The 15,470-nt window shown below is 32.6% G+C and carries 16 protein-coding genes, 1 other RNA gene and 1 pseudogene; 13 read left to right on the top strand and 5 right to left on the bottom strand.

What is annotated here, in order from left to right:
• Window positions 1-18: 18 nt before the first annotated feature.
• The 4 genes from CS873_RS05085 (at window position 19) to CS873_RS05070 (ending at window position 3,149) form a co-directional block, all read left to right on the top strand.
• Window positions 19-498 carry a cell wall elongation regulator TseB-like domain-containing protein gene (locus CS873_RS05085; protein WP_099974793.1) on the top strand — a complete coding sequence of 160 codons (480 nt, stop codon included), beginning with the start codon at window positions 19-21 and terminating at the stop codon, window positions 496-498.
• Between the two features lie 16 nt (window positions 499-514).
• A complete protein-coding gene (gene asnS, locus CS873_RS05080) occupies window positions 515-1,813 on the top strand; it encodes an asparagine--tRNA ligase (protein ID WP_099974792.1) in 1,299 nt (432 codons plus the stop codon).
• Window positions 1,814-1,879: 66 nt separating this feature from the next.
• Window positions 1,880-2,503 (top strand): DnaD domain-containing protein, encoded by a 624-nt coding sequence (locus CS873_RS05075; RefSeq protein WP_099974791.1) that lies wholly within the window; start codon window positions 1,880-1,882, stop codon window positions 2,501-2,503.
• 1 nt (window position 2,504) lies between these two features.
• A complete protein-coding gene (locus CS873_RS05070; RefSeq protein WP_099974790.1) occupies window positions 2,505-3,149 on the top strand; it encodes an endonuclease III domain-containing protein in 645 nt (214 codons plus the stop codon).
• 13 nt (window positions 3,150-3,162) lie between these two features.
• Here CS873_RS05070 and CS873_RS05065 read toward each other — a convergent pair whose 3' ends face one another.
• Together CS873_RS05065 and recU are read right to left on the bottom strand one after the other, a co-directional pair.
• Window positions 3,163-5,442 carry a transglycosylase domain-containing protein gene (locus CS873_RS05065; protein ID WP_099974789.1) on the bottom strand — a complete coding sequence of 760 codons (2,280 nt, stop codon included), beginning with the start codon at window positions 5,440-5,442 and terminating at the stop codon, window positions 3,163-3,165.
• Window positions 5,429-6,067, bottom strand: coding sequence for a Holliday junction resolvase RecU (gene recU / locus CS873_RS05060; RefSeq protein ID WP_099974788.1), 639 nt, complete (start codon window positions 6,065-6,067; stop codon window positions 5,429-5,431). Before recU ends, CS873_RS05065 begins: the two co-directional genes overlap by 14 nt.
• A gap of 39 nt (window positions 6,068-6,106) precedes the next feature.
• On the opposite strand from recU, the gene CS873_RS05055 reads away from it, so the two are divergent.
• From CS873_RS05055 to CS873_RS05040, 4 genes and pseudogenes are all read left to right on the top strand, one after another.
• Entirely contained in the window at window positions 6,107-6,685 is a 579-nt protein-coding gene (locus CS873_RS05055; RefSeq protein WP_099974787.1) for an SLOG family protein, read from the top strand.
• 78 nt (window positions 6,686-6,763) lie between these two features.
• A pseudogene (locus tag CS873_RS08360) lies at window positions 6,764-6,899 on the top strand (DivIVA domain-containing protein); the annotation flags it as partial.
• Window positions 6,900-7,439: 540 nt separating this feature from the next.
• Window positions 7,440-7,798: RNase P RNA component class B (gene rnpB, locus CS873_RS05045), an RNA gene on the top strand.
• Between the two features lie 76 nt (window positions 7,799-7,874).
• The gene (locus tag CS873_RS05040; RefSeq protein ID WP_099974786.1) at window positions 7,875-8,990 is read left to right on the top strand and encodes a THUMP domain-containing class I SAM-dependent RNA methyltransferase; all 1,116 of its coding nucleotides are present in this window, start codon (window positions 7,875-7,877) and stop codon (window positions 8,988-8,990) included.
• A gap of 2 nt (window positions 8,991-8,992) precedes the next feature.
• Here the strand turns inward: CS873_RS05040 and CS873_RS05035 are convergent, their stop codons facing one another.
• The 3 genes from CS873_RS05035 to CS873_RS05025 form a co-directional block, all read right to left on the bottom strand.
• Window positions 8,993-9,937, bottom strand: coding sequence for a magnesium transporter CorA family protein (locus tag CS873_RS05035; RefSeq protein ID WP_099974785.1), 945 nt, complete (start codon window positions 9,935-9,937; stop codon window positions 8,993-8,995).
• Window positions 9,938-9,999: 62 nt separating this feature from the next.
• Window positions 10,000-11,013, bottom strand: a complete 1,014-nt coding sequence (gene lplA / locus CS873_RS05030) for a lipoate--protein ligase (RefSeq protein WP_099974784.1) — start codon at window positions 11,011-11,013, stop codon at window positions 10,000-10,002.
• A 65-nt stretch (window positions 11,014-11,078) separates the two neighbouring features.
• Window positions 11,079-11,468, bottom strand: a complete 390-nt coding sequence (locus tag CS873_RS05025; RefSeq protein WP_099974783.1) for an RNase H family protein — start codon at window positions 11,466-11,468, stop codon at window positions 11,079-11,081.
• Between the two features lie 28 nt (window positions 11,469-11,496).
• Between CS873_RS05025 and CS873_RS05020 the strand changes: the two genes are divergently transcribed.
• From CS873_RS05020 to pyrR, 5 genes are read left to right on the top strand one after another with little or no spacing between them, the layout of a single operon-like run.
• On the top strand, window positions 11,497-11,877 hold the full coding sequence (locus tag CS873_RS05020) for an EbsA family protein (protein WP_099974782.1): 381 nt from the start codon (window positions 11,497-11,499) through the stop codon (window positions 11,875-11,877).
• 1 nt (window position 11,878) lies between these two features.
• A complete protein-coding gene (locus CS873_RS05015) occupies window positions 11,879-13,561 on the top strand; it encodes a formate--tetrahydrofolate ligase (RefSeq protein ID WP_099974781.1) in 1,683 nt (560 codons plus the stop codon).
• Entirely contained in the window at window positions 13,561-14,019 is a 459-nt protein-coding gene (gene lspA, locus CS873_RS05010) for a signal peptidase II (RefSeq protein ID WP_099974780.1), read from the top strand. Before CS873_RS05015 ends, lspA begins: the two co-directional genes overlap by 1 nt.
• Window positions 14,020-14,030: 11 nt before the next feature.
• Window positions 14,031-14,933, top strand: a complete 903-nt coding sequence (locus CS873_RS05005; RefSeq protein ID WP_425435974.1) for an RluA family pseudouridine synthase — start codon at window positions 14,031-14,033, stop codon at window positions 14,931-14,933.
• 2 nt (window positions 14,934-14,935) lie between these two features.
• On the top strand, window positions 14,936-15,454 hold the full coding sequence (gene pyrR, locus CS873_RS05000) for a bifunctional pyr operon transcriptional regulator/uracil phosphoribosyltransferase PyrR (RefSeq protein ID WP_099974778.1): 519 nt from the start codon (window positions 14,936-14,938) through the stop codon (window positions 15,452-15,454).
• Window positions 15,455-15,470: the final 16 nt, after the last annotated feature.

Below are 15,470 nucleotides of genomic sequence, written 5' to 3'. Positions count from 1 at the left end.
ATAATTAAGGGTAAAGATATGAATAAAGGAACTAAAATTTTATTAAGTGTTTCAATTATCGCCCTCGTGTTGATCTCTATTCTGACATATTTGAATATGGCTATATCTCCATATAGTAGTGCTCAATCACAGTCAGAAACTATTGCGAAGGAAAAAGCAGGTATAACTACTTCAGATTATTTTGGTGAATATAATCGTGACAAGCAATATTATTCGATTGGTGGACTGACTCAATCTAATAAATACCGATACATCATTATTAACGCAAAATCAGGTCAGACAACTGTAGTTAATAAGAACGATGCACCACAAAGATCTGAAATCACATCTGAGGTTCAAAACCGATATAATGCTAAAAAAATTCTCAATATCAATCTAGGTTTATATAAAAATAAACCTACTTGGGAGGTTTCATTTCAAAATAAAAATGGGACTATAGGATATAACTTAGTAGATTTTGAAACGGGCAAGAGTATTAAAACCACAAATAATATATAATCCGGAGGCTTAATTAATGGTAAAACAAATTAGTATTGTTGATGCAAAAGATTACGTAGATCAAGAAGTTAAAATTGGTGTTTGGTTAACAGACAAACGTTCTTCAGGTAAAATAGCTTTTCTTCAATTACGTGATGGATCTGCCTTTTTCCAAGGCGTTGTTCTAAAAAACGAAGTTAGTGAAGAAACATTTGAACTTTCTAAATCACTTCGTCAAGAAGAAAGTATGTGGATTACAGGTACTATTCATAAAGATGATCGCTCTCACTTTGGTTATGAAATTCAAGTTTCAGATATTGAACCAATTGGTGGAAGTGAAGATTATCCTATTACTAACAAAGAACACGGTACAGAATTCTTAATGGATCATCGTCATCTATGGCTTCGTTCTCGTCGCCAAAATGCCATTATGCATATTAGAAATGAAATGATTAATGCTACATATGACTTTTTCAACGAAAATGGCTTCATCAAGATGGATCCACCAATCTTCACTGGTAGTGCTCCTGAAGGAACAACAGAGTTGTTCCATACTGAATACTTCGACACTGATGCATATCTTTCACAAAGTGGACAATTGTATGCTGAAGCAGGGGCAATGGCTCTTGGAAAAGTATTTACATTTGGACCAACTTTCCGTGCTGAAAAATCCAAAACAAGACGTCATCTAACTGAATTTTGGATGATTGAACCAGAAATGGCTTTCATGCATCAAGAACAAAGTTTGGAAATTCAAGAAAGATATATTGCTTATCTTGTCCAAAGAGTTATTGATAATTGTGAATACCAATTAGGTCTTCTTGATAGAGATGTTGATACTCTAAAGAAATATACAAAATTACCATATCCACATGTTTCATACGATGAGGCCGTTGAAATGCTTCAAAAGGCAGGTATGGACACAAAATGGGGTGACGATTTCGGTGCACCCGAAGAACAATACATTTCTGAACAATTTGAACAACCTGTATTTATCCTTAACTTCCCTAAGTCAATCAAACCTTTCTATATGAAGCCACATCCAACTGATGAAAGACTATATGTCTGTGCCGATCTATTAGCTCCTGAAGGATACGGTGAAATTATTGGTGGTTCTGAACGTGAAACAGACTTTGATAAACTAGAAGCAGAAATTAAAAAAATGGGTCTAAATATGGATGATTATCAATGGTATCTTGATCTTAGAAGATACGGATCAGTTCCTCATTCAGGATTTGGTTTAGGATTTGAACGTGCTATTACATGGATTTGTCACCTCGACCATCTACGTGAAGCAATTCCATTCCCAAGAATGATTAATCGCTTAAGACCATAATTAAATTAATAAAAATAAGCATAGACATCTATCTGTCTATGCTATTTTTCTAAACTAGGTGAGCTAATGAAAGATAAGATTTTAAAAAAATTAATAGAATCAAAGAATACGTCCATCAACAACTTAGTAATTCAATATTATAAAAAACTAGGAATGACTGAACAAGATTTAGTAGTCTACATATTTCTAACCATGAATAATCAAGAGGGGATTGATTTTCCACTTTCTAAAGATATATCATCTATGACTCTCATTCCAGAAACTGAAGTATTTGATATAATACAAAACCTAATTAAGTTGGGAATTATTGAATTAAAAACTGTTATAGAAAATCATGTACAACGTGATGTATACTCGTTGTCTCCTGTTTATTACAAAATTGCGGATTTTCTAGATCAAGAAGAAAATGAAAATCAAAAAGAAAATTTACAGAATAAAGTTCAAGAATTATTTAAAAAATTAGAAATTGAATTTGGACGACCAATTTCTCCAATAGAACAAGAACAAGTTCATCAATGGATTAATGATGATCATTACCCAGTAGAATTAATTGAATTAGCATTGAGAGAAGCAGTTTTAAATCAAGCGTATTCTTTGAAGTATATGGATCGTATATTAATTAGTTGGGAAAAAAGTAATATAAAAACTGCAGAGCAATTACAGGACCGCAGGAAAAAAATGGGATATTAGCATGTTAAATAATGACCAGATCTTTGAATTAATAAAAATGATCGAAGATGATGTGGGTCCGGTTGGTATATCACTAAATGCGGAGACAAATTTTCAGTTTTTAATAGCAGTAATGATGAGTGCTCAAACTACTGATGTAGCTGTTAATAAAGTGACTCCAAATTTATTCAAAAAATATCCTACGGCAGAAAAAATGCAATGTGCTAATCAAGATGACATTGAGAATATTATCAGAAGTATCGGTTTGTACAAAAATAAATCTAAAAATATTATTGCTACCTCAAAAATGTTAGTATCTGATTTTAATGGCAAGGTACCTGATAATAGGGAAGACTTAATCAAGCTTCCTGGTGTCGGTCGTAAAACTGCAAACGTTGTACTAAGTGACAGATTTAATCAACCGACATTTGCAGTTGATACTCATGTTGAAAAAATCTCTAAGAGACTACATTTTGTAGATCCAAATGCATCAGTTATTACAATAGAAAATAGAATTGTAGATGCTCTCCCAGATAATGAGTTACATACAGCACATCACTCATTAATTGAATTTGGAAGAAAATATAATATAAAAACTTTGGATAACCAGATAACACAATTAAGCGATCAAATGTTTGAGAAAAATAAAGAAGCTAGAACTCATTGAGTTCTAGCTTCTTTTAATTTGTTGGGGGAGTTGTGGTTCCTCCACCGCCAGTTCCAGTACCTGTTCCACCAGTGTTATTGTTTCCACCACCGGTATTACCAGTTCCTGTATTTCCATTGTTGTTTCCTGTAGATCCTGTTCCAGTGTCAGTATTACCATTTTGACTATCATCAGTTGTAGTCTCTGAGTCTGATGTGGAATTATCTGAAGATCTTCTATTTGTCACAACTTCATTACCTGAAACTGTTGTGGATGATTGTGAAGGGTAACCAGATTCAGAATAAGGATTTGAAGGTTCATAACCTTCAATAAATAATTCCTTTGTATAGTTTGAACTTCCTGGTGGTGCAACAGTAGGTGTTTTTGACCCATTGTTTTGTATTCTCATTGAAACTACTGAGCTTGGTTTCTTCCAATTAGAACTAGTCTTATCATTGTATAGATATTCCATCTCAGCTTTATATATTTTACCTGCTACACTTTGATAAGTACTTGAGACACCCTCAGAGTTAGGAGAATCATAACCAGTCCAAACACTCATTGAGTAATCCTTAGTGTATCCATTATACCAAGCATCTTTTGATTTACCGCTTAAGGCGTAATTTGATGATATTTCATCATCACTATAATTTGTCGTACCAGTTTTACCAGCTTGATGAATACCACTTATTTGAGCGTAACTAGCAAATCCAGTGGATGATGGAACACCCTTTAGCATATCTGTAATCATATAAGCTGTAGAATTCTTCATGACCTTTTTAGCTTTAGAACTATAGTTATGAACAATACCATCTGCAGTTTCTATTTTACTTACATATGTTGGCTTATAATAAGTTCCCCCGTTGGCAAATGCGGAGTAGGCACTTGCACCTTGAAGACTCGAAGCATTAGCACCAATACCAGCTGAAAGACCTTGGCTGTTACTTACATCTATCCCCATGTTGGAAGCAAAGTTGATAGCTTTGCTAAATCCAACAGATTGGAGTGTTTTGACAGCAGGGACATTTCTTGAACCTACAAGTGCTTCTCGCATACTCATTTGTCCCTGATAGGTATTATCCCAGTCGCCAAGTACGATATCTGTACCAGGATATGTGTATTTGCTATCGTCTAATTGATGATAGGTTGACCAATTTAGGTACTCGATTGCAGGTGCGTAATCCAACACTGGTTTTATAGTAGAACCATTACTTCTAGACGTTTGAACAGCTCTGTTAAGTCCAAACTGAATATTTTGAAGATTTCTACCACCGATCATGGCAATTACTTTACCATTGTTAGGATTGACGATTGAAGCACCTACTTGCATCTTCGAATCTTGGAATTGAACATAATTTGAACTATTCACAATATTATAAAGACGTTTTTGTGCATCGTAATCCATATTTACAGTGATTTTCAAATTGTCTCTATAAGGATCATATCCTTTTTTCTGAACCTCAGTAATGGCTTCTTTAACATAAGGATCTGTTATCATACGATTATTATCATCAGACGACTGAATATTATGGTAAGCTCTCATACCACTGTCGATAGGTGTTGCAATAGCTTCCTGCGCTTGAGATTTACTTATTTTATTATTGTTATACATAGCACGAATAACTAGATCCCTACGTTCCTTGGCCTTATCAGGGTGCTTATATGGGTCATAACTCGATGGAGCATTTGGCAATCCTGCTAATAATGCTTGTTGAGGTAAAGTCAACTCGTCTAATGATTTACCGTAATAGTACTTAGATGCTGTCTGAATACCATAAACACCATTACTCATATATACCTTATTTACGTAGTATTCTAAAATTTGATCTTTTGAGTACTGTTGACTTAACTTGATAGCCAACCATGCTTCTTGTAGTTTTCGCTTATACGTTTGGTCTTTTACATCAGTTGAAAAAGCAGTTAGTTTAATAAGTTGTTGGGTTAGGGTACTTCCACCTTGAAGACCATCATCTCCAAATGCATTATTAAATACTGATTTAACAATTCTCACTGGATTAATTCCAAAAGTTTCATTGTAAAATTGTTTATCTTCTATAGAAACAACTGCATTTTGCATTTGCTTTGGTACTTTATCAATTGTCACATAATTTCTTTTGCTATTACCTAAGGATACAATTTGTTTTCCACTTGTATCTACTATTACTGATGATCCACCGCTTTGTAGATCTTCTTTTGTAACAGTAGGTGATTTAAAGGCATAGTAGGTAAATACGCTTAGGAATATCACGATACATAGTGCTATGAAAATCCCAAAGTATTTAAGGCCCTTTTTCCAATAATTAGTAGTCTTCATTTAGTTCTCCTTGTTTTGCAGCAATCAATTTATCAACTGCTGGCAAATAATCGAGTGTTGGTCGATAGCCACTTTTTAGTTCTATCCCAGTTTTTTCAATTTGATCAACTTTTATTGATTTTGATCCATCAATATTTTTCTTGTCCCAATAATCAAATATAATATCGGCATCTACCAAAAAATAACGATTCAATGTCACATACTTCATAATTACAAAACATATTCCACCTTGCTTTTTGCAAGCTTTCAAATGATCAATTTGATGCTGGTGAAAGTTTTTCAAAGGAAAAGATTGTTTTAAAGTAGTTTCTTTTGCTTCGAAATCAACATAATATCCTCGATATATTCCATTGTAGTCGGTAGTGGAAGCCTGTTTAAAATAAGCTTCCTTTATCACTGCTTTACTACGTTTAGGATAGTCTACCTTAACAATTTGGACGGGGATTGGTTTTTTATAAATTACAGCTTGATCATGTTCTCTATAAAATATATTTGTCTCGTTTATTTCTTCTTCCAGACGCATACCACGATCGCCAAAACGTACTTCCTTTTTGGTTCTTTTTTGGGTATTAGATGTGTTACCATTACTACTGAATGAGTGCCCATCAGGATAATTTAATGTCAAATAATCAACTCCTATTGTGTGACATTATACCATGATTAGATATTTTATAAAAAAGGGGAACATCTTCTGAAAAATTTATGGATTACAGGTTATCGATCTTATGAGTTGGGAATATTTAAAGATGATGACCTAAAGGTAAAAGTTATAAAAAATTATTTCAAAAATAGAATAATTAACTATATTGAAAATGGGGTAGAATGGATACTAACCGGTGCAAACCTTGGTACCGAGATGATAATTGGCGAAGTTGTCGAAGAGCTTAAGCAAGAAAATTATCAAATTGAGCTTGCAGTTATTATTCCTTATCAAAATTTCGAGGGGAATTGGAATGACAGCAACAAGCAAAAACTAAATATTTTTTTAAGAAAAGCTGACTATTTTAGCTATTTATCAGATTTAAGTTATACTAACTACGTACAGTTAATAAATTGGCAAAGTTTCATGCTGAAACATACAGATGGCGTCTTGATGTTCTACGATTTGGAGAATGTTGGTAAGCCAAAATATGACTACAAAGCGGTCATCAAGTATATTGAGAAGAATCCAGATTACTCATTAGAACTTGTTGATTTTGACTCTATGCAAGATTTTGCTAACTCAATGTTTGACAATTATTGAATTACATAAAAGGAGCTCTTACACATGAATAATATGAACAATTTTAATCCTCAACAAGGTCCACAACCTGATCCAAATATGAATAATAACGACTTTTTCTTAAACTTTGAACCAAATGACATTCTTTCAAAAGAATTTAAGATTAAGATGCGTGGTTATGATCAAAATGAAGTGGATTTATTCCTAGATAATGTTATCAAAGACTATGAATCTTTTGAAAACCAAATTGCTACTCTAAAAAATGAAATAGCTATGCTAGAATCTGAACGAAACAACAATCCACAAGGACCACAACGTCCTCGTGTAAATAATCAACAACAAAGACCTATGCAACAACCTCAACCAGGTCAAAATCCTAACATGCAAGCTCGTCCACAAGCACCTAAACAGGCAGCTGCAACTCCAAATAAATCACAAAATTCAAACAAGTCTATGAAATCTGACTCAATGGATGAAACTTACTACGATATTTTGAGAAGATTATCAAATCTTGAACAACGTGTATTTGGTCATGATTTTGCAAATAACAATCAACCAAAATCAAATCCAACTAATCAACAACCTCAACCAAATAACAACCAAAATGTTCAACAATTTTCTTCAGCTGTTGTTCCTAATCAATACAACACAAACAACAATAATAACAGATTTGAAAATGGTCACAACGAAATCAATTCTAATCAAAATTTCAATGGTTTCAATGATAATTTCAACAACAAGAGTAACTTTTAGTGTATAATATTTTTCATTGGTAAGTTTCTGGTAATCGCGGTTTGCTTATGCAAGCTGAGGAAAGTCCACGCCCGCACAAGCTGAGATTGCTTGTAGTGTTCGCGCTTAGCCCAATAAGCTAAGGTACTCCTTTGGAGTAACGGCAGTGAAAGCACTAAGGCTTTTGGCTATGTGTTATTAACTTGAAAGTGCCACAGAGACGAGTATCAGAAGAAATTCTGATAGTGGAACGCGGTAAACCCCACGAGCGGGCAACCCAAACTTTGGTAGGGGCGCTTCATAACGAGAAATGAATCTACTATGAAGACTTTATTGTAGATAGATGATTACTGCTCATAATTTGTTGCCACTTATTATGAGAACAAAACGTGGCTTATAGGAATTTACCTAGGCAGAGGACGACTTGTTCGTCCTTTTTTTTTACAACAAAACAATAATTAATAATGGAGTAACTCTAATGAAATTAATTGCAACTATGGCAAGTGGATTTGAATCTGTTACAAAAAAAGAACTTCAAGATTTAGGTTATGAAGTTCAAACAGAAAATGGAAAAGTATATTTTGATGGTGAATACGAGGATATTGCTAAAGCAAATCTTTGGTTAAGAAGTGCAGATAGAATTAAAATTCTAATTTCTGAGTTTGAATCAAAATCATTTGAAGATTTATTTGATCAAATTTATGCCATACCTTGGGATAATTGGTTGCCACTTAATGCTGCTTTTCCTATTAAAGCACGTTCGGTCAAATCACAATTGCATTCTGAGAGAGATATTCAAATAATTTCTAAAAAGGCCATTGCCAATAAACTTTCAGATGTTTACTCAAGAAGAGGCAGACTACCAGAAAGTGGTTCTACTTTTAGTATTGAAGTAAGAATTGTAAAAGATCAAGTTCAAGTAACACTTGATACTGCTGGTGAATCTCTTTATAAACGTGGATATCGTACTGATCATGGTGAAGCTCCATTGAAAGAAAACTTTGCGGCATCAATGATTCTACTAACAAACTGGAGTCCTGATATGCCTTTCATTGATCCAACCACTGGTTCGGGAACAATTGCTATTGAAGCAGCAAGAATTGCTAAAAATGTTGCTCCTGGTATTGATCGTCATTTCTTGTTTGAAAATTTTGATTGGTTTGATCCTAAAATATTAGATAATCTAAAAGCAGAAGCTAAAGAAAACGAAAAAAATATTGAATTAAATATTTTGGCAAGTGATATTGATGGTTCTATGATCGATATTGCTAAGTTAAATGCTCACAAAGCTGGTACTCTTCATGACATTACTTTCAAACAAGTAGCTGTTAAGGATTTAAAGATAGAAGGGGAAAACGGTGTAATTATATCCAATCCTCCATATGGTCAACGTATGAAAGATCTTGAAACTGTTCGTCGTATATACGAAGAAATGGGGACAGTATTTGCAACTGCCCCCACTTGGAGTAAATATATACTAACTAGTGATGAAGAATTTGAAAAATATTATGGTGAAAAGGCAACTAAAAAGAGAAAACTTTACAATGGTCGTATTAAGACTGAATACTTCCAATTCTGGGGAAAAAGAAACTAATTTTATTTAATTTTTCTTCGACGTAAATCTAATAACACAACAACCATAATCACCAAAGTAATAATTAAGGAAATTATCCATGAACTTTTTTTATCCGCAATTGGAAGAAACATGTTCATTCCATAAAATCCAGAGACAATAGTTGGAATACTTAAAAGAATTGTATAAATAGTTAAAATTCTCATACTTGTATTTGTTTGATTGTTAAGGATATTATTATATGTATTTGTGGTTCGCCCGATTATGTCCGAACAGATAGACGCCTGCTCTTTAACCTGATTTATTTCAATTAATGAATCATTGAGTAATTCCCGCGTTATCTTTGTAAGTTCCATATGAGAATTTACATTATCTGATGTAGCAAAAAGCTGACTAACAACAAATTGATTACCACTAATTGCAGTACTCAAATATATAATAGCATCTTCTAATTTAGCTAGATTAAGTATTTCTTCGTCAGTTGTTTTCTTGCTATTCAAATGCTTTTGAATTCTATTTCTTTCAATATTGAAATCATTAATTGAATCTTCAAAGTCACTTGAAACAAGATCCATTACATAAAAAATCATTGACCAATGTCTATTATCATGGTCGACAGGGTAGTGATTATCCGCTCTTAAGATATAATCGTCAATATATTCACTATATTTTATAGTGAAGCAGAATATTTTATTATCCTTGATTACAAATGAAATTGGTATTGTAGGTTTAAATGTTTTATTTTTTGAACGATCTCTCTGAATATTGTAAACAATTAACCAACTTCGATTGTGCTCATCAAACTCAGTTCTTGCTCGTTCATTTTTATCACTAACGTACTCAATAATTTCATCCGTTAATTTATACTTTTCAGAAAGCAAAATCTTTTTGTCATCTTCACTGAGTGATGCTTCGGATTTTATAAGAACTAGGTTAGTTTTATCCTTTAGTACTACATTTTCAATCATATTTATTACCTCATTAAAAGTATATTAACATAAAAAAGCTCACACATAAGTGTGAGCTTTTTCTATGGCATAAATAGCTTAAGTAGTTCTGCAGTAGGGACTCCCTTGAAGTAGTCATCTAAGTTAAATTTATCTAATACCGAATTTATGGCATCATGTTCAAATTTTATTCCCAAAAGTGAATCTTTAATATCCTTAACATCTTTCATACCAAAGAAATCACCGTAAATGTTAACATCTTTTATTAAACCATTTTCGATTTGGTAACGAACATCAACAGTTCCCATATCAAAGTGTTTACGTTGTTTGGCAGTAAAACTAGGAGATTTTCCATAAACCCAGTCCCAGTTATAGAAATATTTTTCTTTGATTTTATCTATCTCTTTTTGATCATCTGAAGTTATGTGATACTCTGAATCTTTAATTTCATCTAAATTATTTGCATGGAAAAGTTCAAGTAAAATTGCATCTCTAAACTCTTCTATAGTTAGGTTTTGAAATTCAGGATTCAAGTATGGTTTTATATTTGTCACACGACTTCTAATAGATTTAATACCTTTGGACTTAATTTTATCTTTTGGAACATTCAAAGCCTTAGTCAATACACTAAGATCAACGTCATATGAAAGTGTTCCATGTGAGTATGTTTTACCATTTCTTGAATACATCGCATTACCAGAGAATTTTTTACCATCAACTAACAAGTCATTACGTCCTGATATTTCTGCAGTTGATGCCCCCATACGTTTCAATACATCAATGATGGGTTGAGTGAATGATTTGAAATCACCAAAATTTTGATCATCTGAGTTGACTACAAAACTAAAACAAAGATTACCAAGATCTTGATATACAGCACCACCACCAGAAAGTCTTCTAGTAACTGTAATATCATTTTCCTTTACATACTCGTTATTTATTTCTTCTACTGTATTTTGATTTCGTCCAACAATAATACATGGTCCTTCAAAATAAAATAGCACTACAGGTTCATCCGTTTTAATGTTATTCATAACAAAAGTTTCTGTAGCTAAGTTATCTCTAATATCCTGGTCCTTCATAACAACATACTTCATAATGAAACCTCCTATTTGAAAACACTTTCACATTAGCACAACAATATTTTAATACAAATAATTACTCATTTATATTTTGAATAAATTTGTTTATGAACTAACATATGTGCATGATTATTTTGCTTGTCGCGTATCTCTTTAATAAAATAATCTGGGTAATCCTTAAGTAAAGCCATTATTTCATCTAAAATATTTTGAAATGACTTGGCGTAATTTTTATTTATACTATCATATAAAATTTTACTATCAGTAAAAATTAATAGTATATCGTTAGAATGTTTATCTTTTAAATATTCCAATGCTTTTTTCAAGGCTAAAAATTCTAAGTAGTGATTGCTCTCAGATTTTACATTTTCTGAATGTTCATATTGATTTTCGTTATCATCGATATAATAAGAAATTGCAGCAATATTTTGATTAGTATTTATACCGGCGTCGGTGTACAATTTAATCATGTATTTAAACCCTTTCTAGGAGATTTTAATGAAGAAAAAAATATATATTCAAGCCTCAGGATCATGGGGAATTATTCTGTGGTCTATCCTACTTATAATAATCTTTCTTGGAATAATCGTTCAACTAGAAAAACTATCCTTTACAATTGTACCTATAATTATATGGATTTTTGCGGCACTGTATCTAGGACATATTATTTTTAATTCTTGGATAAAAATAGAGAATAATAAATTCTGGATAAAATTACCTATGTTTTTTCAGGCTAGATCCTTTGATTTGGAAGATGTTACTTTAGAGAAAACGAAATCTTTTAAACTAAACATCATCTTTAACAATCATGACTATTTTCCACAGACAGTTTTGCTTACAAAAAAGAACTTAAATAAATTACTTGAGGAGATTGATTAATATGACTTTCCCAAAAGATATTGAAATTGCGCAAGACGCTCAAGAGAAAAAAATCAAGAAAATTACTGAAATTGCCAAAAATATTGGATTAACTGATGATGATATTGAAGCATATGGTCATTATAAAGCTAAATTTTCATACAAAACAATTAATAAAACATTAGAGAAAAAACCTAATAAGTTAGTCCTAGTCACATCAATTAATCCAACACCAGCAGGTGAGGGAAAATCGACTGTGGCAATTGGACTAGCTGATTCGTTAAAAAAAATCGGTAAAAAACCTGTTCTTGCATTACGTGAGCCATCTCTTGGACCAGTTATGGGATTAAAAGGTGGAGCAACCGGTGGAGGAATGGCACAAGTTATTCCAATGGAAGATATTAATCTACACTTTACAGGCGATATGCATGCATTAACTAGTGCTGCCAACACCATTGCCGCCATTATTGATAATCACTTACATCAAGGAAATGAATTAAATATTGATCAAAGAAGAATTATTTGGAAGCGTGCTTTAGATATTAACGACCGATCTCTACGTCAAACGGTTATTGGACTAGGTAGTCCAGTCAATTCAATACCTAGAGAAAATCAATTTGAAATAACGGTTGCTAGTGAACTAATGGCTATACTATGTCTTGCTGAAAGTATAGATGATTTAAAAACTAGAATAGGCAATATATTAGTAGCTTATAACTATAATCGAGTACCTATTTTCTTGAAAGATCTTGAAGTGCAAGGAGCTATTGCCATGCTTCTAAAAGATGCACTAAAACCAAATTTAGTACAAACTATTGAAAATACTCCAGCAATTGTACACGGCGGACCATTTGCCAATATTGCACATGGGTGCAACAGTATTTTGGCAACACAACTAGCTCAAAGATTAGGTGATTACGCAATTACTGAAGCAGGTTTTGGAGCTGATCTAGGTGCAGAGAAATTTCTTGATATTGTTACTCCAAAATTAGGAGCATCGCCAGATGTTATTGTAATTGTAGCAACTGTTAGAGCTCTAAAATACAACGGCGGACAAGCATTAAAAGAGATTGCAAATGAGAATGTTGATGCCCTACAAGAAGGATACAAGAACCTACAGAGACATATCCAAAATATGAGAAAATACAATATTCCTGTTGTGGTTTCTATTAATCGTTTTGAAACAGATTCTGATAATGAGTTAAGCACACTTAAAGAATTAATTTCTAGCGAAAATGTTCCAGTAGAGCTAACTGAAATTCACCACAATGGTAGTGAGGGTGGTATTGACCTAGCAAAAGCTGTTGTAGAAGCAGCAGAAAAAAATAACGATTACCATCCAATTTACGATTTAAATTTGGCTATTGAAGAAAAATTATCAATAATTGCTCAAGAAATTTATGGAGCAAAAAATATTGAATTAAGTTCTTCTGCAAAAAAACAATTAAAAATTATCAATGATAACAATTGGGATAATTTGCCAATTTGTATTGCTAAAACACAATATTCATTTAGTGACGATCCTTCTATGTTAGGTGCTCCAAAAGATTTTACTCTTCATGTTAATGAATTAATGCCAAAATTGGGTGCAGGTTTCATCGTCGCACTTACAGGAAGTGTTCTTACAATGCCAGGTTTACCTAAAAAACCAGCAGCATTAAATATGGACGTTGATAATAACGGAAGGATTTCAGGTTTATTCTAATGCCAGTATTTTATTTTTTATTTGTTATTATTTTAGTTATTCTTGATCAATTATTGAAGTTATATATAAGTGGAAACATCCCCTTAGGATCATTCCACAATTTTATACCTGGTGTACTATCAATAGCTAATATTAGAAATGATGGTGCAGCGTGGAGTATGCTAGAAGGCCAACGTTTGTTTTTTATAGTTGTTACTCTGGTGGCAATTATCGTCCTTTGTTATCTTATTTATAAGAGCAAATTTCAAGATAAACTATATGTTTTCTCGTTACTTTTATTATTGTCAGGGACTATTGGAAATGGAATTGATCGTTTAATTAATTCATATGTAACAGATATGTTTGCACTAGATTTTATAAATTTTCCAATATTTAATTTAGCAGATTCATATATAACAGTAGGTGTTATTTTATTGATTTGCTCACTACTATTTACGTCAGCAGGTGAAGAAAAATAGATAAAAAAGTTATCAAATTAACATGTGACTCTGATTCAAAGGTTCGTCTTGATACTTACATAAGTGAAAAATTACCTGAATTTACCAGATCCCAAATTCAAAATTTAATTAAAGATGAAAACATAAAATTAAATGACAACGTTGTATTAAAAGCTGGTACTAAAATCAAGCTGAATGATCAAGTAGAGATATTTGTTCCAGAGGAAAAACCTATTGAGGCTATCCCACAAGATATTCCAATAGATGTTATTTATGAGGACTCCGATGTACTGGTTGTTAACAAGCCACAGGGAATGGTAGTACATCCCTCTGCAGGTCATCCAGACCAAACTTTAGTAAATGCAATTTTATATCATGCACAAATTAATGACGACGACCTTATACGACCAGGTATTGTGCATCGAATTGATAAAGATACCTCTGGTTTATTAATGATTGCAAAAAATCATGATGCAAAACTCTCTCTGATGAAACAATTGAAAGAGAAGTCTAACTTACGTGAATATGTGGCTATCGTTCATGGAAACTTTGAAGAAACAAGTGGAAAGATCAATGCTCCTATAGGTCGTTCCAAATCTGATCGTAAGAAACAAGCAGTTATTGAAAATGGTCGAAATGCAGTTACTCACTTTGAGGTTTTAGAACAATTTGAAGGTTATTCACTTCTTAAACTTAAACTAGAAACTGGTAGAACTCATCAAATTCGTGTTCACTTACAATATATTGGTCATCCAGTAGCTGGAGATCCACTATATGGACCAAAGAATACTTTGAAAGGGAACGGTCAATTCCTACATGCTCAAACATTAGGATTCGTACATCCCAAAACTGAAGAATGGTTAGAGTTTTCTACTGAACCACCAACTATTTTTTTAGAAACACTCAATAAATTAAGAAATATTAGCAGAGGTTAATTATGGCTAAAGAAATAATCGACGGTCAAACAATGACACGTGCGCTTACTAGAATTACATATGAAATTATCGAAAGAAATAAAGGAATCGATAATCTGGTACTTGTTGGTATAAAAACTCGTGGTGTATACGTTGCTCACAGAATTGAATCTAGATTAAAACAACTTGAAAACCTTAACGTTCCAGTTGCAGAGCTAGATATTACTCCTTTTAGAGATGATAAAAATGATGACGTCGATACTAATAAAATTGAAGATATTGATATTGATATAAACGATAAACATGTCATTTTAACAGATGATGTTCTATATACTGGACGTACTATTCGTGCTGCAATGGATGCAATTATGTCTATGGGAAGACCTAAAAAGATTTCACTTGCTGTATTAGTGGATCGAGGTCATCGTGAATTACCTATCCGTGCTGATTTCATTGGTAAAAATATCCCAACTTCTCAAAAAGAAACCATTAAAGTACTCATGAAAGAGATCGATGGGGAAGATCGCGTAGAAATTGATTAATATTCCAAAACAAAGG

This window comes from Companilactobacillus metriopterae (genome assembly GCF_002762335.1).
GTDB classification, from domain to species: domain Bacteria; phylum Bacillota; class Bacilli; order Lactobacillales; family Lactobacillaceae; genus Companilactobacillus; species Companilactobacillus metriopterae.
This window is presented reverse-complemented; position numbering and strand designations above follow the sequence as displayed.

Bases quoted from the DNA above. Each gene is read 5' to 3' on its own strand.
- CS873_RS05075 (WP_099974791.1), top strand. From the start codon at position 1,880: ATGAAAGATAAGATTTTAAAAAAATTAATAGAATCAAAGAATACGTCC.
- pyrR (WP_099974778.1), top strand. From the start codon at position 14,936: ATGGCTAAAGAAATAATCGACGGTCAAACAATGACACGTGCGCTTACT.
- CS873_RS05070 (WP_099974790.1), top strand. From the start codon at position 2,505: ATGTTAAATAATGACCAGATCTTTGAATTAATAAAAATGATCGAAGAT.
- CS873_RS05040 (WP_099974786.1), top strand. From the start codon at position 7,875: ATGAAATTAATTGCAACTATGGCAAGTGGATTTGAATCTGTTACAAAA.
- CS873_RS05035 (WP_099974785.1), bottom strand. From the start codon at position 9,937: ATGATTGAAAATGTAGTACTAAAGGATAAAACTAACCTAGTTCTTATA.
- CS873_RS05025 (WP_099974783.1), bottom strand. From the start codon at position 11,468: ATGATTAAATTGTACACCGACGCCGGTATAAATACTAATCAAAATATT.
- CS873_RS05065 (WP_099974789.1), bottom strand. From the start codon at position 5,442: ATGAAGACTACTAATTATTGGAAAAAGGGCCTTAAATACTTTGGGATT.
- CS873_RS05020 (WP_099974782.1), top strand. From the start codon at position 11,497: ATGAAGAAAAAAATATATATTCAAGCCTCAGGATCATGGGGAATTATT.
- lspA (WP_099974780.1), top strand. From the start codon at position 13,561: ATGCCAGTATTTTATTTTTTATTTGTTATTATTTTAGTTATTCTTGAT.
- CS873_RS05085 (WP_099974793.1), top strand. From the start codon at position 19: ATGAATAAAGGAACTAAAATTTTATTAAGTGTTTCAATTATCGCCCTC.
- lplA (WP_099974784.1), bottom strand. From the start codon at position 11,013: ATGAAGTATGTTGTTATGAAGGACCAGGATATTAGAGATAACTTAGCT.
- asnS (WP_099974792.1), top strand. From the start codon at position 515: ATGGTAAAACAAATTAGTATTGTTGATGCAAAAGATTACGTAGATCAA.
- CS873_RS05015 (WP_099974781.1), top strand. From the start codon at position 11,879: ATGACTTTCCCAAAAGATATTGAAATTGCGCAAGACGCTCAAGAGAAA.